This is a genomic window from Prauserella flavalba, from assembly GCF_003202235.1.
Lineage (GTDB): Bacteria > Actinomycetota > Actinomycetes > Mycobacteriales > Pseudonocardiaceae > Prauserella_A > Prauserella_A flavalba.
In genome coordinates, this window is sequence record NZ_MASU01000005.1 from 857,211 (window position 1) to 878,299 (window position 21,089).

Consider the following 21,089-nt stretch of genomic DNA (forward strand, 5'->3'; position numbering starts at 1 on the left):
CCATCGTGGACCCTCCCACGGCGGGAGGGTCCACTCAGCCGAACGTGAGGTCCGCCCGCGCCGCCAGCACGGCAAGCCGCACGCGGTTCGGGATGCCGGTCTTGGTCATCAGGCTCGCGACGTGGGTCTTCACCGTCGTGACCCCGATGTGCAGGCGCTGGGCGATCTCCCCGTTCGACAGCCCGTCGCCGATCAGCGCGAGCACGTCGCGTTCCCGGTCGGTGAGCTGGGACAGCTCCGGCGGTGTGCGTACCGGCTCCGACTCCCGCGCGGTCACGGCGGTCCGGACCAGCCGGTGCAGCACGGTGCGACTGAACGGGGAGTCCCCTGCGGCGACGCGCCGGATCGCCTCGAGCACCTCCTCCGGCGCCGCGTCCTTGGCGAGGAAGCCGTGCGCGCCCGCCGCCAGCGCGGGGTAGAGATGCTCATCGTCGTCGAACGTGGTGAGCACCAGGATCCGGGTGGAGGGCCGGGACTCCAGGATGCGGGCGGTCGCCGAGATCCCGTCCACCCCGGGCATCCGCAGGTCCATCACCACGACGTCCGGCATGGTCCGCTCGACCAGCTGGGTGGCCTGGTGCCCGTTGCCGGCCTCGCCCACGACCTCGAGGTCCTCGGTGGTGCCGCACAGCATGCGCAGGCCCGCCCGCACCAGCTGCTGGTCGTCGACGAGCAGGACCCGGATCACCGCACCGCCTCCGGCACGCCTGCGGGCACGGCCACGGTCAGCTCCCAGCCGGAAGCCACCGCACCGGCCCGCATGTGCCCGCCCAGCAGGTCCACCCGTTCGCGGATGCCCACCAGGCCGAACCCGGTGCCGGGGCGCGCGTCGTGCCCGCCCGCGCCGGCACCGCCGTCGTCGCGCACCTCGACCCGCACCTCGTCGTCACCGGTGTGGACGCGCAGGCTCGCGCGCGCCCGCGTCCCGGCATGTTTGATCACGTTCGTCAGGCCCTCTTGCACCACTCTCAGGACCGCGAGCCGTCGCATGGCATCCAGCGCGGCGACCGCGGGATCGATCTCCGCGTCCAGTATCAGGCCGGTGCCGCGCGCGCGTTCGACCGCCGCGAGGAGCGCGCCGGCGAGCCCGTCCGGTTCGGCGAGCGCGGCGCCCGCCTCGTCGTTGACGGTCGCCGGATCCCGCAGCGTCGACACCAGCCTGCGCAGGTCGTTCAGCGCCGTGCGGGCCGTGCCGTGCACGTCGGTGAGCGCCTGCGCCACCTCGGGTTCCCGGTCGCCGAGGGCGAGCCTGGCCGCGCCGACCCGCATCGCGACCGAGGCCATGTAGTGGGCCACCAGGTCGTGCAGCTCCCGCGCGATCGCGGTCCGCTCGCCTGCCCTCGCCTCCCGCACGGCGGTCTGCCGTTTGCGCTCGGCGGCCATCGCGACGTTGAGCACCGAGCGGATGTAGTAGCCGAGCATCACCGGCGGCAGTGTGGCGAGCGCGATCGTCGGCGGGGTCAGCAGCGGGTCGAAGGTCTGCGTGTACACCGCGACCTGGGCCGCCACGTAGACAGTGCCGCCGACCCAGCACTGTGCGCCCGCCCGGCGCATCGTCAGCTCGCCGACCGCGATGGCCGCGAACACGAACAGCAGCACCTCGGCCGCCGTCGCCGACGCGACCCGCGTGCCGACGACCAGCAGCGCGGACTGCGTGATCGTGACCGCGAGCGGGAACCGCCCGCCCGCGATCGTGGCCGTCGCCGACACCAGGCCGAGCACCCAGTCCGCCGGGCCCGGGTTCAGCGGGTGGCAGAGCACGAACAGGTACGCCAGCGTGCACACGAGCGGCAGGAACCGGACCGGCGCCCAGACGAGCGTGGGAAACCGGCTCAGAAACCGCGACAACACGACTCGACCTTAGGGAGCCCGCCGGATCCGCGCCTCCTACCGGGGGAGGAGAGGGGCTCCTTCACCCGGCCGCGAGGTCCGGCCCCGGGGCCGAGGGAAACGGGCCTGATCGCTGCGAACGTCGGGATCATGACCACCAGGACACCCGCGCGCGGCCTGCCCGTCTTCCTCGCGGCGGCGCTGCGGCAACCGCACCTCGTCGGCGCCGTCGCCCCCAGCTCGCGTGATCTGGGGCGGCAGCTGGCCACGGTCGTGCCCCGGCAGGGCAGCCCCGTGGTCGTGGAGCTGGGTCCCGGCACGGGCGCGGTCAGCGAGGTGATCGACCGCCGCCTGCCCCCTGGCGGCAGGCATCTCGCGGTGGAGATCAACCCGAGGATGGCCGAGCACCTGCGGCGCAGGCATCCCGCGATGTCGGTGCTGTGCGGGGACGCCGCCGAACTGGGCACGCTGCTCGCCGGTGCGGACGCGGCGCGGGTGGACGCCGTGGTGAGCGGCCTGCCGTGGTCACTGTTCGGCGAGGACCTGCAGCGCCGGGTGCTGGCGCAGGTGTGCGCGGCGCTCGGGCCGCGCGGGGGGTTCAGCACGTTCGCCTACCGGCACGCCGCGCGCCTCGCCGGGGCCCAGCGGTTCCGCGCGCTGCTCGACGCCTGCTTCGACGAGGTCATCGTCACGCGCACGGTGTGGCGGAACCTGCCGCCCGCGCTCGTCTATGTGTGCAGGCGACCGATCGAGCGGGGCGCCGGTGCCTGACGTCCTGCCGTGGCTGGCCGGCCTCCCGCGGCCACTGCTGCTCGTGGTGGCCGGACTGCTGGTCGCCGCGGAGGCCGGGCTGCTGATCGGGGTCGCGCTGCCCGGGGCGAGCGCCGTCATCGCGATCGGGGTGCTGGCGAGGGGTGGCCTCGCGGAGCCCGCGCTCGCGGCGGCGACCGTGGCGCTGGCCGCCGTGGCGGGCACCCAGCTGGCGTACCTGCGCGGCAGGCAGGGTGCGCTGCCGACACCGAGGCGGCTGCACGGCCCGCGCCGTCGCGCGCTCGGCCTGCTGGAGCGCAGGGGAGTGGCCGCGCTCGGCGTGGCGCAGTGGTTCGCGGTGGTGCGGACGCTGACGCCGCGGCTCGCCGGGTACGGCGGCATGGACTACCGCCGCTTCGCCGCCGTGAGTGTGCCGGTGGCGGCGCTGTGGGGCGGCGCGCTCGCGACGCTCGGCTACGTGGCGGCATCGGCCTACGACTCGCTCGCCCAGTGGTTCGGCCTCTCGGCCGTGGCCGTGCTCGCCGCGGCGGGGGTGGCGGTGTGGCTGGTGCGCAGGGCATTGCGCGCGGGCCGGGCCCCGCTACCCGTCGATGAGCGCCTGCAAGCCGGGCGCGTAGTGGTCGGCGATCCGCTCGGGGTCCACGGTCGCGGCCAGGCCCTCGCGGTCGACGGCCATCACCGCGCCCAGCCCGAGCAGGTGCGCGATCACCAGCTCGGCGCGCAGGCCTGCGTCGGGGCCTGCCAGTCGGGTCGCGACCCGGTCGGTCACCTGCTCGCGGAACCGTTCCCGCAGCAGGGCGCGCTCGTCGCCGCTTCCCGCCGCGAACACCACGCGTACCAGCAGGTCGCTGCCCTGTTCCCGGCGGTAGCGCACGAGCGTGAGCACCAGATGCCTGCCCAGTCCGGCGTTGGGCACGGCGAGCAGGGCGTCGGCCGCTCCGGTGAAGTCGGCGACGGTGTCGAACAGGCCTTCCTTGCTGCCGAAGTGCTTGACGATCAGGGACGCGCTGACCCCGGCCTCGGCGGCGATGTCGCGCAGGGTGACCGCGGCGTAGGGCTGCCGGGCGAACGCCTTGCGCGCGGCCCGCAGGATGGCGCCCCGCCCGGAGTCCGACGCGGTCACGCGGCAGCCTCCACCAGCGCGGGCGTCGGCTGCCGTGCCGGCCCGGGGATCAGCAGGGTGCACACCAGCGCGGCGAGTGCCGCCGCCCCGGCGAGGACGAACACGAGCAGGTAGGCGTTCAGCGTCGGGGCGGTGTGCCCGGCGTGGGTGGCGGTGACGCCGGCCAGGACGGCGCCGACCACGGCACTGCACCCGGACTGGCCGATGGAGCGCATGAGGACGTTGAGCCCGTTGGCCGCGGCGGTCTCGGTCACGGGCACAGCATGCACGATCAGGGCGGGCAACGCGGAGTACGCCACGGCGGTACCCGCCGCGACCACGGTGGCGCCCGCGATGATCGTCGCGAGGTTCTCGCTCGTGAACAGGCGCACGACGTAGCCGAGGGCGAGCAGGGTGCACGCGACCGCCAGTGTCCAGCGGGGGCCTTTGGCGGCCGACAACCTCGCCGAGACCGGGGACAGCAGCACCATCGTGACCCCGGCCGGCAGCAGGCACAGCCCGCTGACCACCACGGACGCGCCGAGCCCGTAGCCGGTCGAGGCCGGTTCCTGCACGAGCTGTGCGGTGGACAGCGAGTTGGCGTAGTAGGCGAACCCGACGAGCAGGGCGGCGAGGTTGGTGAACAGCACCGTCGGGCGTGCGCTGACGCGCAGGTCGACCAGCGGGTGCCGCGTGCGCAGCTGGTGCAGGCACCAGACCGGGGTGAGCACCGCGGCCGCGGCGAACAGACCCAGCGTGATCGCCGCCGTCCAGCCCCAGGTGCCGCCCTTCGACACGGCCAGCAGGCAGCACACCAGGATCGCGGTGAGTCCCAGCGCACCGGTGATGTCGAACCGGCCGCCGGCGCGTACGGGAGACTCGGGCACGACGAGCAGCACCAGCAGTGCCTCGCCGACTCCGAGTGCGACGCAGACCCAGAACATGGTGTGCCAGTCGGCGTAGCGCACCACGAGAGCCGAGAACGGCATGCCGAACGCCGCGCCGACGCCGATGGTGGAGCTCATGACGGCGATCGCGGACACGACGCGTTCCGGTGGCAGCTCGTCGCGCATGATGCTGATCCCCAGCGGCACGAAGGCGATCGCCGTGCCCTGCAGCGCTCTGCCCGCGATGAGCACCGGCAGCTCCGAGCTGATCGCGCACAGCATCGACCCGGTGATCATGAACCCGAGGTTGAGCAGCAACATCCGGCGCTTGCCGTACAGGTCGCCCGCCCGGCCGAGCAGTGGTGTGCAGACCGCGCCGGTCACCAGCGTGGCGGTGACGAGCCAGCTCACGTCGGATCGGGAGCCGCCGGTGAGGCCGGGCAACAGGGGCAGCAGTGGGACGACGATCGTCTGCATCAATGCGACGACGACGCCGCCGAAGGCGAGGGTGGCGACGAACAGGCGCGGGCGGGAGACGGGCTGGTCGGTCACGTGGCTCCAGGGGTGAACCAATGTTTACCACCGTGATGGTAAACGTGTGTTCACCGCCCTGTCCAAGGCCGGGACCGATAATCCGGTGGACCCGCCCCGGCGGTCGTCGCTAGCTTGTGCTCATGTCCAGTCCCGAGGCATCCAGACTCTAGCCACCGGCGCGCCGGTGGCCTTTCCCGTGCCGTCGCCGTCTGCGACCGCCGCCACCGTTTCGCGCTCGACATCGGACTGATCCCTTTTCCGCGGCAGCGGGCATCTCGCTGTGCCCGCTGCCGCGTTCCGTGTGTCTGGAGTCTTGCTGTGCCTCTTGTCATCTACCTGCTCGGACTGGCGGTGTTCGCCCAGGGCACGTCCGAGCTCATGCTGTCCGGCCTGCTGCCGGACATCGCCGCCGACCTGCGGGTGTCGGTCCCGGTGGCGGGATCGCTGACGTCGGTCTTCGCCGTCGGCATGATCGTCGGTGCACCCCTGCTCGCGATCGTGAGCCTGCGCTGGTCGCCGCGCCGCGCGCTGTTGACGTTCCTCATCGCCTTCGTCCTCGTGCACGTGATCGGCGCGCTCACCCCGAGCTTCGGGATCCTGCTCGCGACCCGGGTGCTCGCGGCGCTGGCCAACGCCGGGTTCCTCGCCGTCGCGCTGGCCGCGGCGACCAGGCTCGTCGATCCCGGCGCCAAGGGGCGGGCCACGTCGGCGCTGCTCGGCGGCGTCACCCTGGCGTGCGTGGCGGGCGTGCCCGCCGGTGCGCTGCTCGGACAGCTGTGGGGCTGGCGCTCGGCGTTCTGGGCGGTGGCCCTCGTGTCGGTACCCGCGGTGTTCGCCATCCTGCGCTCGGTTCCGGCCGGTGCGGGCGAGGACGTGACGCCGAGCGCGCGGCGCGAACTGCGGGCGCTGCGCCGTCCGCGCCTGCTGGTGACCCTGCTGCTCGGTGCACTGGTGAACGGGGCGACGTTCTGTGCGTTCACCTACCTCGCGCCGCTGGCGACCGACGTCAGCGGGTTCACGCCGGGCTGGGTTCCGCTGCTGCTGGCGGTGTTCGGCATCGGCTCCTTCGCCGGAGTGACTCTCAGCGGCAGGCTCGCCGACACGCGGCCGCGGCCGCTGCTGATGGCGGGCGGGCTCGCCCTGCTCGCCGGCTGGGCGCTGTTCGCGTTCGTGGCCGCCAGCCCCACGGCGACGCTCGTGCTGCTGTTCGTCCAGGCGACGCTGTCGTTCGCCGTCGGCTCGACGCTGATCTCCCAGGTGCTCTACGCGGCACCGGAGGCACCCACGCTCGGCGGCGGATTCGCCACGGCGGCGTTCAACGTCGGTGCGGCACTCGGGCCGTGGCTCGGCGGGATCGTGATCGCGAGCGGCCTCGGCTACCGCTCGCCGATCTGGGTCAGCGCGGCGCTGGTGGCGGCGGCGCTGCTGTGCGGCGCGCTCGCCGCGGGCCTGCGGCGGTCTCACAAGGCGGTGAGCGGTTCCGCGGCGTAGGCCTCGTGCAACAGTTCCAGGAACCTCGGTGCCTCGGGTAGCGCCACGGATCCGATCCGGTTCACGGCGACGCCGGGTGTCCAGCAGTTCAGCACCGCGGCACCGGCCAGCGCGGGAACGTCGGCGGGCGTGACGGCAGCGGTTCGCTGCGACACGCCGAGCCGGTCGAGCTGCCTGCGGACGATGCCCATCGTGGTGCCGGCAAGCACGTCCGCCTCGGGCCACACCACGGTGTCGCCGTCCCAGAAGGCGAGGTACCAGATCGTGGCCTCGCTGAGCCGTCCGTGACGGTCGGCGAACACGGCGTCGTCGAAACCCTCGGCGACGGCCCGGCGCAGGTAGTACGTCTTGGCCACCTCGCCGACGTGCTTGATGTGGGGCAGCACGTGTTCGTGCCGCACCGGCAGCAGCGCCAGCGGCCCGGCCGGCCCCGCGGAGGCCGGGCCCGTGCGCACCAGCAGCTCGGGACCGGCCTCCGCGTCGGCGGCGGTGAACTCGCCCTCCGGTGAGAACACCGTGGCCGTCACGGAGGCATCGGCCGGGCCGTCCTCCACGGCCGTCCGCAGCCTGGCGCGCACGACGGCGTCGGGCAGCGCCCGGCCGAACAGCTCCACCGACGCCCTGCGGAGGCACGCCAGATGGAGATCGAGGCCACGCGCGCGCCCTCCGCGCACCTGCAGAGCGGTGAAGTGGGCGTACCCGGCCAAGGCGAGCGGGGTCACGTCCTCGGCGGTCGCGGTCCGGCCGTTGCGGTGGGCGACGAAGGAGGTCATGGCCGCACGCTCAGCGCTTACATCGGTGTCAAGGTCAAGTCTCCCGGGAGCACTCCGTGATAAGAGGCATTATCACGGAGTATCTCGTTCGAATCTTTTCGCTGATTCGCGTGTCGTGATAGCAGTTTTAGTATCGCGTGCGCGAAACTTGCTGTGTGGAAAACGAGCTGGTGAGCGACGTGGAGACCGGGGAAACCGCGCAACCGGAGCCGGTGTGCGCGCTGGAGGGCTGCGACAACCCGCTGCCGCCTCCGTCGGTGGACGAGAACGGGCGCCGCAAGGGCGGGCGGCCCTCGTCGTACTGCTGCAAGGCCCACGCCGACGCGGCGTCGCGCCAGCGCCGGGCGGCCCAGACCGCGGCGGTGGTGGACCCGCTGGTGGAGCTGCGAAGGGCCGCCGAGCTGTTCGGCCCGGTAGCGGGGCCCGTGCTGGAGGCGCTCGGGGACATGACGGCCCGGCTCGAGGCGGCCGAGCAGGGCGCCGTGGCGCAGGTGCGGCAGGCCGAGGAGCAGGCGGCGGCGGCACGCGCCGAGGCCGAGGACGCACTGCGCCGGGCCGAGCAGGCCGAACGCGCGAGGGACCGGGCGCTGGCGCAGGCCAGGGACGACAAGGCCGCGCGAGCCGAGGCGGAGAAGGCGGCGCAGCGGGCGGCGGCCGAGGCCGAGCAGGTTCAGCGCGATGCCTGGGCCCGCATCGCGCAGCACGAACGCGCGCGGGGTGCCGCCGAGTCGGCCGCCACGGCGAGCGCGCAGGCCCGTGACGAGCTGGCCCACCAGCTCCGGGCCGCCCGGCAGCAGCTCGACGAGGCGCGGGACGGCCGGGCCGCGCTCGCCGACCAGCTGGAGACGGCGCGGGACGAACTACGGGACCTGGTCAGCGCCCACACCCTCGCCGGCGAACGCCTGGAAGCCGCCACAGCACGGCTGACGGCCACCGAGGCGTCGCTCGAGCACGCCCGCAAGGACCTCGCCGAGGCGCGGCGGGAGAACACCGCGCAGCGCGAGCAGCTCGACCGCACCCTCGGCGAGCTCGCCGAGCAACGCACCGCGGCACGGCTGGCGGAGGCCAAGGCGCACGCGGCGGAGCAGTCGCTCTCCGGCCACGAGGCACGGCTCGCCGAACTGGGGGAGCAGCTCGCCCAGGCCCACGCCAGGGTCGACCGGTTGCTCGCCGCACCGGCGGTCCCCGACCCGCCTGCCGGGGATGAGCAGCCGAAGCCGTGAGCGGTTGATGTCAGTTGCTGGTTACGTAAATGCGTGGTTACATAAGCGCTGTGACCACGGACGTTTTCGCGGTACTGGCGGACCCACATCGCCGGAGAGTGCTGGAGCTCGTCGCGGCGCGCGAGCGTACGGCGGGGGAACTGGCCGCCGAGTTCGACGTGAGCAGACCCGCCGTCTCGCGGCATCTCCGCGTGCTCAAGGAAGCCGGCCTGGTCACGTGCAGACAGGACGCCCAGCGCCGGATCTACCGGCTCGACCCGGGGCCGCTGACGGAGGTCACCGGCTGGGTCGAGCGCATGCGCGGCTACTGGGCGGGCCGGCTCGACGCACTGGAAGCCCATCTCGACGCGCACCCGGAGGTACCCGAATGAGTTCCGTTGGCAGAGCCCCGCTCGACGACGTGAAAGGCACCGTCGGTCTCGGCCGGGACGGCGCCTGGCAGATCCGCTTCGAACGCCGCCTGCGCCACGCGCCGGAGCGGGTGTGGCGGGCTCTGGTCGACCCGGTCGAGCAGGGTCGCTGGTTGCCGGGTGTGACCCTCGAGGCGCGGGTGGGCGGCGTCGCGGTCTACGACTTCGGCGAGGAAGGCCGCGCGGAGGGCACCGTCGTCACCGTCGAGCCGCCGAGGGTGCTGGAGCACTCGTGGTCGTGGCCGGGCGAGGAGGACTCCGTGGTGCGGTGGGAGCTGCGGGCCGAGGACGACGCCACGGTGCTCGTGCTCCTGCACCGCCCCGTACGCCCCGAGCCCGCCGTGCACTACTGCCTCGGCTGGCACGTCATGCTCGACGCCCTCGGCACGCACCTGGCGGGTGGCGAGCCGGGCGAGCCCGACTACGACCACCTCGCCTCCCTGTACTCCTAGCGCCCGGTGTCGTGGCGGTCGAAGTCGGTGCTGTAGCCGAGTTCGACGTCCTGCCGCTCGGTGCCCTCGCCCGCGACGGTCAGCTGCGCGGTGGCGGGAGCGTAGCCGGTGGCGATGATCGTGTACTCGCCGGTGCCGAGGTCGCCGAAGCGGTAGCCACCCTCGGTGTCGGTGAGCGTCACGCCCACCACCTGGCCCTCCGCGTCGAGCAGGGTCACCTGCGCCTCGGCCACGGCCTGCCCGCTCAGCCCGGAGCGGACCGTGCCGAGCACCTGCCCGGCCGGAGCCAGCTCGACGTCCCGGGTGAGCTGCTCGCCGTCGACGAGGGCGACCGGCACGGCCTGCGGCCGGTAGCCCTGGGCGGTGACGGCGAGGGTGTAGCTGCCACCGATGACGTCGGGGAACTGGTACCAGCCGTCTCCGCCGCTGAGCCCGGAGCTGAGCACGTCGCCGCGGGCGTCGGTGAGCACGACGGTCGCGCCGCCGACCGCCCGGTGGCCCGCACCGCGGATCCGGCCGCTCACGGCACCCGCACCTGACAGGACGACGTCCCTGCGCACCGGTGAGCCGGTCAGCTCCACGGTGTGGGCCACGGGCTGCAGGTGCTCGGCGGCGGCGATGAGGACGTAGCGGCCCGACGCGGGCGCGGTGACCAGGTAGCTGCCGGTGGGGTCGCTGCGCTGGAGGTCGACCTGGGCCCCGCTGCCGTCGGTCAGCGTGAGTGACACGCCGCCGATGGGATCGCCGCCCGCGGTGACCACGCCGTACATGGCGAGCGGCGCGCCCTCGGCGAGCACCGCGGGCCGCGCCGCCGGTTCCGGCTCCGCGGCAGGCTCCGGCGTGGGCTCCGTGCCCGTGTCGAGGGTGCTGCGCAGCGGGGTCTCCTTGAGGAACAGGACCGCCAGCAGCGTCACCACGGCGATGATCGCGGAGATGAGGAAGATCGTGCCGGTGCCGTCTCCGTAGGCGGCGCGGACGGCTTCCCGCACCTCGGGCGGCAGGGCGGCGAGGTCGAGCGATCCGCCGCCCGCGCCGCCGTTGCCGCCGCTGACCTCGTTGGCGAGCACCGCGCCGAGCGCGGACACGCCTGCCGAGCCACCGAGGGTGCGGAAGAACGTCACGACCGCGGTCGAGGAGCCGATGTCGCGCATACCCACGGTGTTCTGGGCGACCAGCACCAGGTTCTGCATGAGCGCACCCACGCCGATGCCCATCAGCGCGAGGTAGCAGCCCATCAGTGTGAGGTTGGTGGTGTGGTCGATGGTGCTCAGCAGGAACAGCGCGGTGACGAGCAGCACCGAGCCGCCGATCAGGAACGGCTTGGTGCGGCCGATGCGGGACACGATCTGCCCGCTGATCGTGGAGGACAGGAACAGACCGAGCACCATCGGCAGCGTCATGAGGCCGGCGTGCGTGGGGGAGTAGCCGCGGGCGATCTGGTAGTACTGCCCGAGGAACACGGCGCCGCCGAACATCGCGGTGCCGACGGCGAGCGTGCCGAGCACCGCGAGCGAGAAGGTGCTGTTGCGGAACAGCCGCAGCGGCACCACGGGCTCGCGAACCTTGGCCTCGACGACGAGGGCCAGCGCCAGTGCCACGACCGCGCCGCCGATGAACCACAGCGTCTCGAGCGACCACCACGCGAAGTTCTTGCCCGCCAGCGACACCCAGATCAGCAGCAGCGCCACGCCGCCGACGATCAGGGTCGCGCCCAGCCAGTCGATCTTGACGTCACGCTTGAGCACGGGCAGGTGCAGCGTCCGGCCGAGGACGATGAACGCGAGGATCGCGATCGGCACGCACACCCAGAAGCACCAGCGCCAGCCGAGCGCCGAGTCCACGATCACGCCGCCGAGCAGCGGGCCCGACACCGTGGCGACGGCGAACACCGCGCCGATGTAGCCGGAGTACTTGCCGCGGTCGCGGGGGGCGATCATCGCGGCCATGACGGCCTGGATGAGCGCCTGCAGGCCGCCCATGCCGATGCCCTGCAGGGCGCGGTAGCCGATCAGCTCGGGCATCGACTGCGCGAAGCCGCCGAGCACGGAGCCGACGGTGAAGATCACGATCGCGAGCTGGTAGAGCAGCTTCTTGCTGAACAGGTCGGAGAGCTTGCCCCAGATCGGCGTGGTGGCCGTGGAGGTCAGCAGCATCGCGGTGACGACCCAGGTGTACTGGCTCTGGGTGCCGTCCAGATCGGCGAGGATCGTCGGCAGCGCGTTGGAGACGATCGTGGAGGAGAGGATCGCCACGAGCAGCGCGAGCAGCAGACCGGTGAAGGCTTCCAGAATCTGCCGATGCGTCATGGGCTCGGTGGCCGGGGCGTGCACGGGCGCGGACGTAGTGAGCTCCTTGTCGAGAGAGACTGCGGGATTTCTCTCCACGGTAACGCAGAAAACTTGTGTGCTGCAACTACATATCTGCGCCGGGGTGTCGCCCAGCACGTCGAGCACTCCGCTCAGGCCCAGGTCAACGCCCCTTCGAGCCTCGCGAGTGAAGCTCTCCACACCGAGGGCGGCCGTGGCCGAGGCCGTGGTCCGGGCGACATCGTGACGCTCCGCAATGGGCAGGGGCGCGCCCACCGAGGCGCGCGGCCTCGGCCATGCCGAGCAGCAGTGCCGCGCGGGCGTGCTCGCCGCCGGGCGCGGCGGCACCGGCCAGCCCCTCCAGCGCCAGCGCGATGGCCCGCGGATCGCCCACCCGCTGCGCCGCCGTCAGCGCGGCCTGGTGCCTCGACTCGGCCGGCTCGGCGTCACCGCGCTGCTCGGCGACGAAACCCACCGCTCGCCGAACAGCTCCGCGGACTCCCGAGCGGCCCGCTCCGACTCGTCCAGCTCGCCCAGCGAGAGCAGGTGTCCCGCGCCGTCCGCCAGCGCGGCGGCCGTGCCCCAGCGGTCCCCGAGCGCGCGGAAGCCGGCCAGCGGCGATGGCACGGTCGTAGTGGGACTTGACGGCCTCCGCCGCGGGCCACGGCAAGGACAACTGGACGAGCCTGTGCGAGATCGTCAGGGCCACGGGCTGAATCCGTGCCGGGGGAGACCCGGGCGTTCCCGCGGTGACGGAGCTGCTACCCGGGCAGCAGCTCCGTCACCAACCGCGACAGCTGCCGGATGTTGCGGCACTCGTACATCGGCACCAGCTCCGCGTACCGCAGCGCCGCCGAGTCCCCGGTGCCCCAGAACGTCCGCCCCTCCGGGTTGAGCCAGTACACGTGCCGCGCACGCTCGGCGATCCGGCGCAACGCCCCGAGATTGGGATCGCCGAAGTTGGTGCGGCCGTCGCCCAGGATCAGCACACTCGTGCGCGGACCAAGCGCGTCGGAGAACTCCTCGACGAAGCTGCCGAGCGACTCGCCGTAGTCGCTGCTCATGCCCCACCTGGTGACCCTGGCCTGTGACAGGATCCGCGTGGCCAGCCCCTCCGGCTCGTCCCTGCCCGCACTCACCAGCTCGGTGATCTCGTCGGTCAGGCCCACGAACGCGAAGCTGCGGATCTTGCTGAACTGGTCGGCCAGCGCCTGCGTGAGCAGCAGCGTGAACTGCGCGAACCCGGCCACCGACCCCGACATGTCGCACAACACCACCAGCTCGGGCCTGCCCGGCCGCCGGGCGCGCAACACCGGGCGCATCGGCACGCCGCCCGTGGCCAGCGAGCGGCGCAACGTCCGGCGCAGGTCGATCTGCCCGCGCCTGGCTCGCCGCCTGCGAGCGGCGAGCCGTGTCGCGAGCTTGCGGGACAACGGCTGGATCGTGCGCCGCATCGCCGCCAGTTGCTCCCTGCTCGCGCTCGTGAACGTCACGAGCTCGGTCTGCGGCGCCACGGCGTGCCGGGCGATCCGCTCTCGGCCGCGCAGCTCGGCGGTGCGGCGCCGCGCCTCCGCCTGCACGTGCTCCCGGAACGCCGCGAGCCGGGAGCGGGCCTCGCGCCCCGCGAGCGCCTCACCCAACCCGCCGTGACCGTCGTCGGGCCGGGCCGTCCGCATGGCGGCCAGCACACGGTTCAGCAGCGCGTCCGGGCGTACCTCGCCCAGCGTCTGGTACGCCGACCAGCCGCTGAGCCGCCGTGACCCGGTGCCGTTGCCGCCGCTGCCACCTTCGCCGACATCGCCGTAGCGGCCGAACGCCTCCACCCCGGCCGCCGCGAGGGCCCGCAGCCGCGCGTCGTCACCCTCGGCGAGCGCGGCCACGAGGGCGTCCCGCAGCTCGTACACATCGGACGGTCGCTCGGCCGCCGACTCCGCGGACCCCACGGCGATGGGGAAGTAGAGGTCGAACACCGCGTCGAAGACACCTCGCTGCCCCGAGCGCCGCAGCACCGTCGAGGCCAGCGCCTCCCGCAACTGCGCGCGGTCGGCGAGGCCGAGCACGCCGATCGCGGCCGCGGCGTCGACGGTCTCGCCCGGCCCCACCTCGATCCCGCGCTCGCGCAGCGCGCCGACGAAGTCGACGAGCCGCGTGGGCAGCACCTCGGTGTTCACGGCGACGCCGGATCCAGCAGCTGGTCGAGACGCAGCTCGGCGGCCGCCTTGCGGTGGTCGGACTGGTACTTGAGGATCACGCCGAGGCTGCTTTCCACGATATCCTCGTCGAGGCTGTCGGCACCGAGCGCGAGCAGGGTCCGCGCCCAGTCGACGGACTCGGCGATCGACGGGGCCTTGCGCAGGTCCATCTCCCGCAGCGCGCCCACGACGCGCACGAGCGACTCGGCGAGCGCGGCGTCGAGCCCGGGCACCTGCATTGTCACGATGTCCCGTTCCAGGTCCGGCGCGGGGAAGTCCAGGTGCAGGAACAGGCAGCGCCGTTTGAGCGCCTCCGACAGCTCACGGGTGGCGTTGGACGTCAGCAGCACGAACGGCCTGCGCGCCGCGGTGATCGTGCCGAGTTCCGGCACCGTGACCTGGAAGTCGCCGAGCACCTCCAGCAGCAGGCCCTCCATCTCGACGTCGGCCTTGTCGGTCTCGTCGATCAGCAGCACTGTCGGCTCGGGGTTGCGGATCGCCGTGAGCAGGGGCCGGGGGAGGAGGAACTCCTCGCTGAACACGTGGTCGCGCGTCTCCCGCCAGCCCTCGTCCCGCGCCGCGGTGATCCGCAGCAGCTGCTTGGCGTGGTTCCACTCGTAGAGCGCCCTTGACTCGTCGATGCCCTCGTAGCACTGGAGCCGGACCAGCTCGCTGTCCGTGGCCGTGGCGAGCGCGCGGGCCAGTTCGGTCTTGCCGACGCCGGCGGGACCCTCGACCAGCAACGGCTTGCCGAGCCGGTCGGCGAGGAAGACGGTGGTGGCCACGGCGGTCGAGGCCAGGTAACCTGCCCCGGCCAGTCGCTCGACGACCTCGTCGACCGAGCCGAACAGCGGTTCTTGCACGAGCCCTCCCCGGGACGAGTGGATCCGCTCATTGTCGTCACGCCAAGACAGCACGACGCCCTCGGGTGGCTCAGGTCACGTCAGCCCGCCACGCCGACCGGCCTGCGGATGGTGACCGGGTCGTCGAGTGCGGCCAGCATCGCGTGTGCGAGGTCGGCACGCGAGATCCGGTGTTTTCTCGCCACGTTGGCGCCGATCTCGCGCGTGTAGGCGGCGGTGAGCGGACCGTCGGTGAGCTGCGGCGGCCGCAGCACCGTCCAGTCCGTGTCGCTGCGCGCGATCTCGTCCTCCATCCGGGCGAGGTCGGCGTAGACGTCTTTGAGAGCCGCCAGCAGTACCCGGCGCAGGCCTCGGAACAGCACGCTCTCGCCGGACGGGACCGGACCGACCGGCATCGCGCTCACGGCCACGAACCGCCGCACACCCGTATCCGCCATCGCCCCGAGGATCGCCCTGGTCCCCGCCGTGGCGATCCCGGCGCCCTTGCGGCTGCCCGCACCGAGCGAGGAGAGCACCGCGTCGCGATCCGCCACCAGCGGGCGCAGCGCGGTGGGATCGGTGACATCCGCGGCCTCGACCACCAGGGATTCGTGATCGACCGGCAGCCTGGCCGGGTCGCGTACGACCGCGGTGACGGAGTGCCCCGTGTCGAGTGCCTGCCGCACGAGCTGTCTGCCGGTGCCGCCCGTCGCGCCGAAGATCGTCAGCTTCATGACTACTCCTCCTGGGGTTGGTGAGTACTTACTCACCAGGGTAGCGCCGATGAGTTTTCCCGGCCCCCGGAGTCTGCCCGTCAGCACACCGCAGAAGGGAAGCCTGTGAATCAGCTGCTGAGAGTCCAGAACTTCAACGTCTCGCGCGACGGATACGCCGCCGGTGAGAACCAGAGCCTCGAGAGACCGTTCGGCGATGTCGATCCCGGGGACATGTTCGCGTGGGCGGGGGCCACGGCGAGCTGGCCCATGCGGACCGACCCCGGCGGCAGCCGCGGCCTCGACGACTACTTCACGCGGGACTTCGCCCACAACATCGGCGCCGAGATCATGGGCCGCAACAAGTTCAGCCCGCACCGCGGCCCCTGGCGGGACCACGAATGGCGTGGCTGGTGGGGCGACGAGCCTCCGTTCCGCACTCCGGTGTTCGTCTTGACGCACCACAAGCGTCCCTCGATCACCCTCTCCGACACCACATTCCACTTCGTCGACGGCGATCCGGCCACGGTCCTCGAGCTCGCGCGGGAGGCGGCGCAGGGCAAGGACGTCCGGCTCGGTGGGGGACCGAGCACCATCCGGCAGTTCCTCGACGCCGACCTCGTCGACACCCTGCACGTCGCGGTGTCGGCGGTGGAGCTGGGATCCGGCGTGCGGCTCTGGGAGTCACCCGACGAGCTGCTGGACCGGTATCACCTGGAGGTCGTACCCAGCCCGAGCGGGGTGACCCATCATCTGTTCTGGCGAAGGTGAACGTTCCCGCCGATGACGACGGCGGTGTCGTCGGAGGTGGCCACCTGCGGTCGCAGTCCCGCCGCCGCGAACGCCTCGACGGCCACCGGCGCCTGCTCCTCGCTCGTCTCGATGAGCAGGTGACCACCGGCCGCGAGCCACGGGGGAGCGCCCGCGGCGACCCTGCGCAGCACGTCCAGGCCGTCGGCGCCGCCGTCGAGCGCGATCCTCGGCTCGTGCAGCCTCGCCTCGGGCGCGAGCAGGGAGAGCGCGCCGGTGGGCACGTACGGCACGTTGGCGACGAGGACGTCGACGTGGTGGCGCAGGGGAGTGGGCAGTGCGTCGAAGAGGTCGCCCTCGTACACCCGCGCGCCGGCGGGAAGGTTGCGGCGCGCACAGCGAACCGCGGCGGGATCGATGTCGGCGGCGATCAGCGAGATCGGTCCGGCGGCGGCCACCGCGGCACCGACGGCGCCGGAACCACAGCAGAGGTCCACGACCACCGCGCCGGGCCGGGCGAGGGCGGCCGCCCGCTCGGCGAGGAACTCGGTGCGCTTGCGCGGCACGAACACGCCGGGTTCGAGCGCGATGCGCAGGCCGCGGAACTCGGCCCAGCCGACGACCTGTTCGAGCGGTTCACCGGCGCAGCGCCGGCGAACCAGCGTGGCGAGTTCCCCGGGCGTCCGTGCCGCCGCGGTGAGCAGGCGGGCCTCGTCCTCGGCGAACACGCACCCAGCGTTGCGGAGGGCGGTGACGACAGCGGAAAGGTTCACTGGGGAGCGACGCTACCGGAGTGGGTCATATCCGAAGTGAGGAGCGGCGATGCGCAACGAGGCCATGCGGCGGCTGGACGTGCTGACCGGGTCGTGGCGGACGACGATGCGGAACGCGTGGTTCCTGGAGCCGCCGGACCGGGAGGTGCCCGGTTCGGCGACGGTCGAATGGCTCGGCGACGCGTTCGTGGTCTTTCGCTGGACGATGAAGGGCGATACCGGTGAGGCCACGAGCGAGATGGTCCTGGTTCTCGGTCGCAGCGACTCCCAGGACGCCTACACCGCGCTGTACCACGACGAGCGCGGTGTCTGCCGGGTCTTCGCCATGTCCTTCGAGGGCTCGCGGTGGATGCTCAGCCGCGAGGACCCCGACATGTTCCAGCGGTTCGTCGCCGACGTCGAGCCTGGCCGGATCGTGGGCCGCTGGGAGGCTTCGGGGGATCGCGGGTCCACGTGGCGCAAGGACTTCGATCTGATCTTCGAACGCGCGACTTAACATAATGTAGCTTATCGGCACTTGAAACAAGGTGACGGGAGAGCGGCCCCCAAGGCCACCTTCGGTGCGCTCAACGCAACAAAGGTGGCCTTGGGGGCAAGCAGGTCAGGCTCGGTTCAGGCGCCGACGTAGTCCGCGAGATGTTCGCCGGTCAGGGTCGAACGCTTGGCGACGAGCTCGGCGGGCGTGCCCTCGAAGACGATCCGGCCGCCGTCGTGTCCCGCGCCCGGACCGAGGTCGATGATCCAGTCGGCGTGCGCCATCACCGCCTGGTGATGCTCGATCACGATCACCGACTTCCCGGAGTCGACGAGGCGGTCCAGCAGACCCAGCAACTGCTCGACGTCCGCAAGGTGCAGGCCGCTCGTCGGCTCGTCCAGCACGTAGACGCCGCCCTTCTCGCCCATGCGCGTCGCGAGCTTGATCCGCTGGCGTTCACCACCGGAGAGCGTCGTGAGCGGCTGGCCCAGCGTCAGGTAGCCGAGGCCGACGTCGGCCAGATGGGTGAGGATCTTGTGTGCCGCGGGCGTCTTCGCCTCGCCGTCGCCGAAGAACGCCTCGGCCTCGGCGACCGACATCCCCAGCACCTCGCTGATGTCCCGGCCGCCGAACTTGTACTCCAGCACCTCCGCCTGGAACCGCTTGCCCTCGCACACCTCGCACGGCGCGGAGACGCTGGCCATGATCCCGAGGTCGGTGAAGACGACGCCCGCGCCGTTGCAGTTGGGGCAGGCACCCTCGGAGTTGGCGCTGAACAACGCGGGCTTCACGCCGTTGGCCTTGGCGAACGCCTTGCGGATCGGCTCCAGCAGCCCCGTGTAGGTCGCGGGGTTGCTCCGCCGCGAACCGCGGATCGCGGTCTGGTCGACCGCCACCACGCCGTCCCGCGCGGACACCGAGCCGTGGATCAGCGAGCTCTTGCCCGAGCCCGCCACGCCGGTGACGACCACCAGCACACCGAGCGGGATGTCCACGTCGACGTTTTGCAGATTGTGGGTGTCCGCCCCGCGCACCTCGAGCCTGCCCGACGGCGTCCGCACCGACGGCTTGAGCGACGCCCGGTCGTCCAGGTGCCGCCCGGTGAGCGTGTCGCTGGCCCGCAGGCCCTCGACGGTGCCCTCGAAGACCACCTGACCGCCGTCGGTGCCCGCGCCGGGGCCGAGGTCGACGACGTGGTCGGCGATCTGGATCGCCTCTGGCTTGTGCTCCACCACGAGCACGGTGTTGCCCTTGTCGCGCAGCTGCAGCAGCAGGTTGTTCATCCGCTGGATGTCGTGCGGGTGCAGCCCGATCGTCGGCTCGTCGAAGACGTAGGTGACGTCGGTGAGCGACGAACCGAGGTGGCGGATCATCTTGGTGCGCTGCGCCTCGCCGCCCGACAGCGTGCCCGACGGCCGGTTCAGCGACAGGTAGCCCAGCCCGATCTCGACGAACGAGTCCAGCGTGTGGCGCAACGCCGCCAGCAGCGGTGCGACGGACGGCTCGTCGAGGCCGCTCACCCACTCCGCGAGGTCGGTGATCTGCATGGCGCAGGCGTCGGCGATGCTGACGCCCTCGATCTTCGAGGACCGGGCCTGCTCGGACAGCCGGGTGCCGTCGCACTCGGGGCACGTCTGGAACGTCACCACGCGCTCGACGAACGCGCGGATGTGCGGCTGCATCGCGTCGACGTCCTTGGACAGGAACGACTTCTGGATCTGCGGCACGAGGCCCAGATAGGTCAGGTTGATGCCGTCGACCTTGATCTTGGTCGCTTCCTTGTACAGCAGGTCGTTGAGCTGTTTCTTGGTGTACTTCTTGATCGGCTTGTCCGGGTCGAAGAATCCGCAGCCCCGGAAGATACGGCCGTACCAGCCCTCCATGCTGTAGCCGGGAATGGTGACCGCGCCCTCGTTGAGGGACTTGTTCTCGTCGTAGATCTGGGTGAGATCGATGTCGTTGACCTGTCCCCGGCCCTCACAGCGCGGGCACATGCCGCCGACGATGTTGAAGCTGCGCCGCTCCTTCGTGGTGCGGCCGCCCTTCTCGAAGGTGACCGCGCCCGCGCCGCTGATCGAGGCGACGTTGAAGGAGAACGCCTGGGGCGAGCCGATGTGCGGCTTCCCCAGCCTGCTGAAGAGGATGCGCAGCATCGCGTTGGCGTCGGTCGCGGTGCCGACCGTGGAGCGAGGGTCGGCACCCATCCGCTCCTGGTCGACGATGATCGCCGTCGTCAGCCCGTCCAGGACGTCGACCTCGGGCCGCGCGAGCGTCGGCATGAAGCCCTGGATGAACGCGCTGTAGGTCTCGTTGATCAGCCGCTGCGACTCCGCGGCGATCGTGCTGAACACCAGCGAGCTCTTGCCCGACCCGGAGACCCCGGTGAACACCGTCAGCCTGCGCTTCGGCAGCTCGACGCTGACGTCCTTGAGGTTGTTCTCGCGTGCGCCGTGCACGCGGATCATCTCGTGGCTGTCGGCGGCGTGCGGCTCGGCCTGCCGCGCCTGCGGGGCCTTCGGTCTTGCGGCCTTCGTTCTCGGGGCCTTGGTCATCGGGGTCTCCATCGAGGTCGGGCAGTGTCGAGCGGTACGTCGAGCTGCGATTCCGGACTGTTACGGCAACGTCAGGCGAGCTGCTGGATACGGATCATGTTGCCGGAAGGGTCACGGAAGGCGCAGTCACGCACGCCGTACGGCTGGTCGATCGGCTCCTGGACCACCTCGGCGCCGGCGGCCTGCAGCTTGTCGAACGTGCCGTCGACGTCCTTGGTCGCCAGGTTGACGCCGCCGTAGGTGCCCTTGGCCATCATCTCGGTGATGGTGCGGCGTTCCTCGTCGGTGATGCCGGGGTCGACGCCCGGCGGGTGCAGGACGATCGACGTGCCGGGCTGGCCGGGAGGGCCGACGGTGATCCAGCGCATGCCTTCGTACCCGACGTCGTTGCGGACCTCGAAGCCGAGGATGTCGCGGTAGAACCTCAGCGCGGCATCCGGGTCGTCGTGTGGGAGGAAGCTCGAGTGAATGGTGATGTCCATGTCGCTCACGCTATCCGCGGCCGCCGAGCCCGCGCTTCTCGATTCCTGACCGGTCCGCCGCCCGTTCAGGTGGACTCCCCCTGTTCCTCCGGCCGCGCCCGCCAATACGTCACCGTGACGTATTGGGCGTGACAGCCTGGATGTTGGATCAGCGGAGTTGTTCGAGTTCGTGGGCGGCGTTGGCCAGCTCGGCGGCCATGCGGCGGAGCTCGTCCGTGGTCGCGCCGTCCTCGGCGGCCGTGACCACGTCCTCGGCGGCGCACCGCAGCTGGAACAGCCGGTCCTGCAGCGTGGCGATCTCGGTGTCGGACAGTACGACGGCATCTTCGGGCAGGCCGGTGCGCTGGACGGCGGCGCGGCGTTCGTAGGCGCGCTGACGGCACGACTGACCGCAGTAACGGCGCCTGCGGCCGACCGTCCCGCTCTGCTCGAGCCTGCGCCCGCACCAGCCACAGTGCTTCGGCACCGGTGTCCGCAACTCCCGCAATTCGTCACGTGACGCAACAACGGGTCCTGCCAGATCGCTCACGT

22 protein-coding genes are annotated in these 21,089 nt (G+C 72.0%); 7 read left to right on the forward strand and 15 right to left on the reverse strand.

Annotation, left to right across the window (positions count from 1 at the left end; genetic code table 11):
- Nucleotides 1-34: 34 nt before the first annotated feature.
- Together BA062_RS11445 and BA062_RS11450 are read right to left on the reverse strand one after the other, a co-directional pair.
- On the reverse strand, nt 35-688 hold the full coding sequence (locus BA062_RS11445) for a response regulator (RefSeq protein WP_110336022.1): 654 nt from the start codon (nt 686-688) through the stop codon (nt 35-37).
- Nucleotides 685-1,851, reverse strand: a complete 1,167-nt coding sequence (locus tag BA062_RS11450) for a sensor histidine kinase (protein WP_110336023.1) — start codon at nt 1,849-1,851, stop codon at nt 685-687. Before BA062_RS11450 ends, BA062_RS11445 begins: the two co-directional genes overlap by 4 nt.
- Before the next feature lie 129 nt (nt 1,852-1,980).
- On the opposite strand from BA062_RS11450, the gene BA062_RS11455 reads away from it, so the two are divergent.
- Complete coding sequence (locus BA062_RS11455; RefSeq protein ID WP_110336024.1) at nt 1,981-2,601, forward strand: class I SAM-dependent methyltransferase; 621 nt, start codon at nt 1,981-1,983, stop codon at nt 2,599-2,601.
- Nucleotides 2,602-3,181: 580 nt separating this feature from the next.
- Here BA062_RS11455 and BA062_RS41310 read toward each other — a convergent pair.
- Nucleotides 3,182-3,787: a TetR/AcrR family transcriptional regulator gene (locus BA062_RS41310; protein ID WP_425452912.1), complete on the reverse strand. Its 606-nt coding sequence runs from the start codon at nt 3,785-3,787 to the stop codon at nt 3,182-3,184.
- Complete coding sequence (locus BA062_RS11470) at nt 3,721-5,142, reverse strand: MFS transporter (RefSeq protein WP_245959776.1); 1,422 nt, start codon at nt 5,140-5,142, stop codon at nt 3,721-3,723. The genes BA062_RS41310 and BA062_RS11470 overlap by 67 nt, the downstream gene beginning before the upstream one ends.
- A 300-nt stretch (nt 5,143-5,442) precedes the next feature.
- Here BA062_RS11470 and BA062_RS11475 point away from each other — a divergent pair, with 300 nt between their 5' ends.
- A complete protein-coding gene (locus BA062_RS11475; RefSeq protein ID WP_110336026.1) occupies nt 5,443-6,615 on the forward strand; it encodes a Cmx/CmrA family chloramphenicol efflux MFS transporter in 1,173 nt (390 codons plus the stop codon).
- Here BA062_RS11475 and BA062_RS11480 read toward each other — a convergent pair.
- Complete coding sequence (locus BA062_RS11480; protein WP_110336027.1) at nt 6,585-7,388, reverse strand: aminotransferase class IV family protein; 804 nt, start codon at nt 7,386-7,388, stop codon at nt 6,585-6,587. The genes BA062_RS11475 and BA062_RS11480 overlap by 31 nt on opposite strands.
- A gap of 155 nt (nt 7,389-7,543) precedes the next feature.
- Between BA062_RS11480 and BA062_RS11485 the strand changes: the two genes are divergently transcribed.
- From BA062_RS11485 to BA062_RS11495, 3 genes are read left to right on the forward strand one after another with little or no spacing between them, the layout of a single operon-like run.
- A complete protein-coding gene (locus BA062_RS11485; protein ID WP_146240025.1) occupies nt 7,544-8,611 on the forward strand; it encodes a coiled-coil domain-containing protein in 1,068 nt (355 codons plus the stop codon).
- 50 nt (nt 8,612-8,661) lie between these two features.
- Complete coding sequence (locus BA062_RS11490; protein WP_245959777.1) at nt 8,662-8,982, forward strand: ArsR/SmtB family transcription factor; 321 nt, start codon at nt 8,662-8,664, stop codon at nt 8,980-8,982.
- The gene (locus tag BA062_RS11495) at nt 8,979-9,473 is read left to right on the forward strand and encodes an SRPBCC family protein (protein ID WP_110336030.1); all 495 of its coding nucleotides are present in this window, start codon (nt 8,979-8,981) and stop codon (nt 9,471-9,473) included. The genes BA062_RS11490 and BA062_RS11495 overlap by 4 nt, the downstream gene beginning before the upstream one ends.
- Here the strand turns inward: BA062_RS11495 and BA062_RS11500 are convergent.
- The 6 genes from BA062_RS11500 to BA062_RS11520 form a co-directional block, all read right to left on the reverse strand.
- Nucleotides 9,470-11,779, reverse strand: coding sequence for an MFS transporter (locus BA062_RS11500; RefSeq protein WP_110337254.1), 2,310 nt, complete (start codon nt 11,777-11,779; stop codon nt 9,470-9,472). The genes BA062_RS11495 and BA062_RS11500 overlap by 4 nt on opposite strands.
- Nucleotides 11,780-11,942: 163 nt before the next feature.
- Nucleotides 11,943-12,254: a hypothetical protein gene (locus BA062_RS39795; RefSeq protein ID WP_168213926.1), complete on the reverse strand. Its 312-nt coding sequence runs from the start codon at nt 12,252-12,254 to the stop codon at nt 11,943-11,945.
- Nucleotides 12,188-12,406, reverse strand: coding sequence for a hypothetical protein (locus BA062_RS11505; protein ID WP_110336031.1), 219 nt, complete (start codon nt 12,404-12,406; stop codon nt 12,188-12,190). The genes BA062_RS39795 and BA062_RS11505 overlap by 67 nt, the downstream gene beginning before the upstream one ends.
- Nucleotides 12,407-12,540: 134 nt before the next feature.
- Nucleotides 12,541-13,950, reverse strand: a complete 1,410-nt coding sequence (locus BA062_RS11510; protein ID WP_110336032.1) for a vWA domain-containing protein — start codon at nt 13,948-13,950, stop codon at nt 12,541-12,543.
- Nucleotides 13,947-14,834 (reverse strand): AAA family ATPase, encoded by an 888-nt coding sequence (locus BA062_RS11515; RefSeq protein WP_110336033.1) that lies wholly within the window; start codon nt 14,832-14,834, stop codon nt 13,947-13,949. The genes BA062_RS11510 and BA062_RS11515 overlap by 4 nt, the downstream gene beginning before the upstream one ends.
- 80 nt (nt 14,835-14,914) lie before the next feature.
- The gene (locus BA062_RS11520) at nt 14,915-15,547 is read right to left on the reverse strand and encodes an NAD(P)-dependent oxidoreductase (RefSeq protein ID WP_110336034.1); all 633 of its coding nucleotides are present in this window, start codon (nt 15,545-15,547) and stop codon (nt 14,915-14,917) included.
- A 105-nt stretch (nt 15,548-15,652) separates the two neighbouring features.
- Here BA062_RS11520 and BA062_RS11525 point away from each other — a divergent pair, with 105 nt between their 5' ends.
- The gene (locus tag BA062_RS11525; RefSeq protein ID WP_110336035.1) at nt 15,653-16,297 is read left to right on the forward strand and encodes a dihydrofolate reductase family protein; all 645 of its coding nucleotides are present in this window, start codon (nt 15,653-15,655) and stop codon (nt 16,295-16,297) included.
- Here the strand turns inward: BA062_RS11525 and BA062_RS11530 are convergent.
- Nucleotides 16,276-17,049: a putative protein N(5)-glutamine methyltransferase gene (locus BA062_RS11530; protein ID WP_110336036.1), complete on the reverse strand. Its 774-nt coding sequence runs from the start codon at nt 17,047-17,049 to the stop codon at nt 16,276-16,278. The two genes, BA062_RS11525 and BA062_RS11530, sit on opposite strands and share 22 nt — an antisense overlap.
- Nucleotides 17,050-17,098: 49 nt before the next feature.
- Here BA062_RS11530 and BA062_RS11535 point away from each other — a divergent pair, with 49 nt between their 5' ends.
- Entirely contained in the window at nt 17,099-17,545 is a 447-nt protein-coding gene (locus BA062_RS11535) for a hypothetical protein (RefSeq protein ID WP_110336037.1), read from the forward strand.
- Between the two features lie 116 nt (nt 17,546-17,661).
- Here the strand turns inward: BA062_RS11535 and BA062_RS11540 are convergent, their stop codons facing one another.
- The 3 genes from BA062_RS11540 to BA062_RS11550 form a co-directional block, all read right to left on the reverse strand.
- Complete coding sequence (locus BA062_RS11540; protein ID WP_110336038.1) at nt 17,662-20,076, reverse strand: ATP-binding cassette domain-containing protein; 2,415 nt, start codon at nt 20,074-20,076, stop codon at nt 17,662-17,664.
- 71 nt (nt 20,077-20,147) lie between these two features.
- Nucleotides 20,148-20,558, reverse strand: a complete 411-nt coding sequence (locus BA062_RS11545) for a VOC family protein (protein WP_110337256.1) — start codon at nt 20,556-20,558, stop codon at nt 20,148-20,150.
- Nucleotides 20,559-20,706: 148 nt separating this feature from the next.
- Nucleotides 20,707-21,087 carry a hypothetical protein gene (locus tag BA062_RS11550; RefSeq protein WP_391357081.1) on the reverse strand — a complete coding sequence of 127 codons (381 nt, stop codon included), beginning with the start codon at nt 21,085-21,087 and terminating at the stop codon, nt 20,707-20,709.
- Nucleotides 21,088-21,089: the final 2 nt, after the last annotated feature.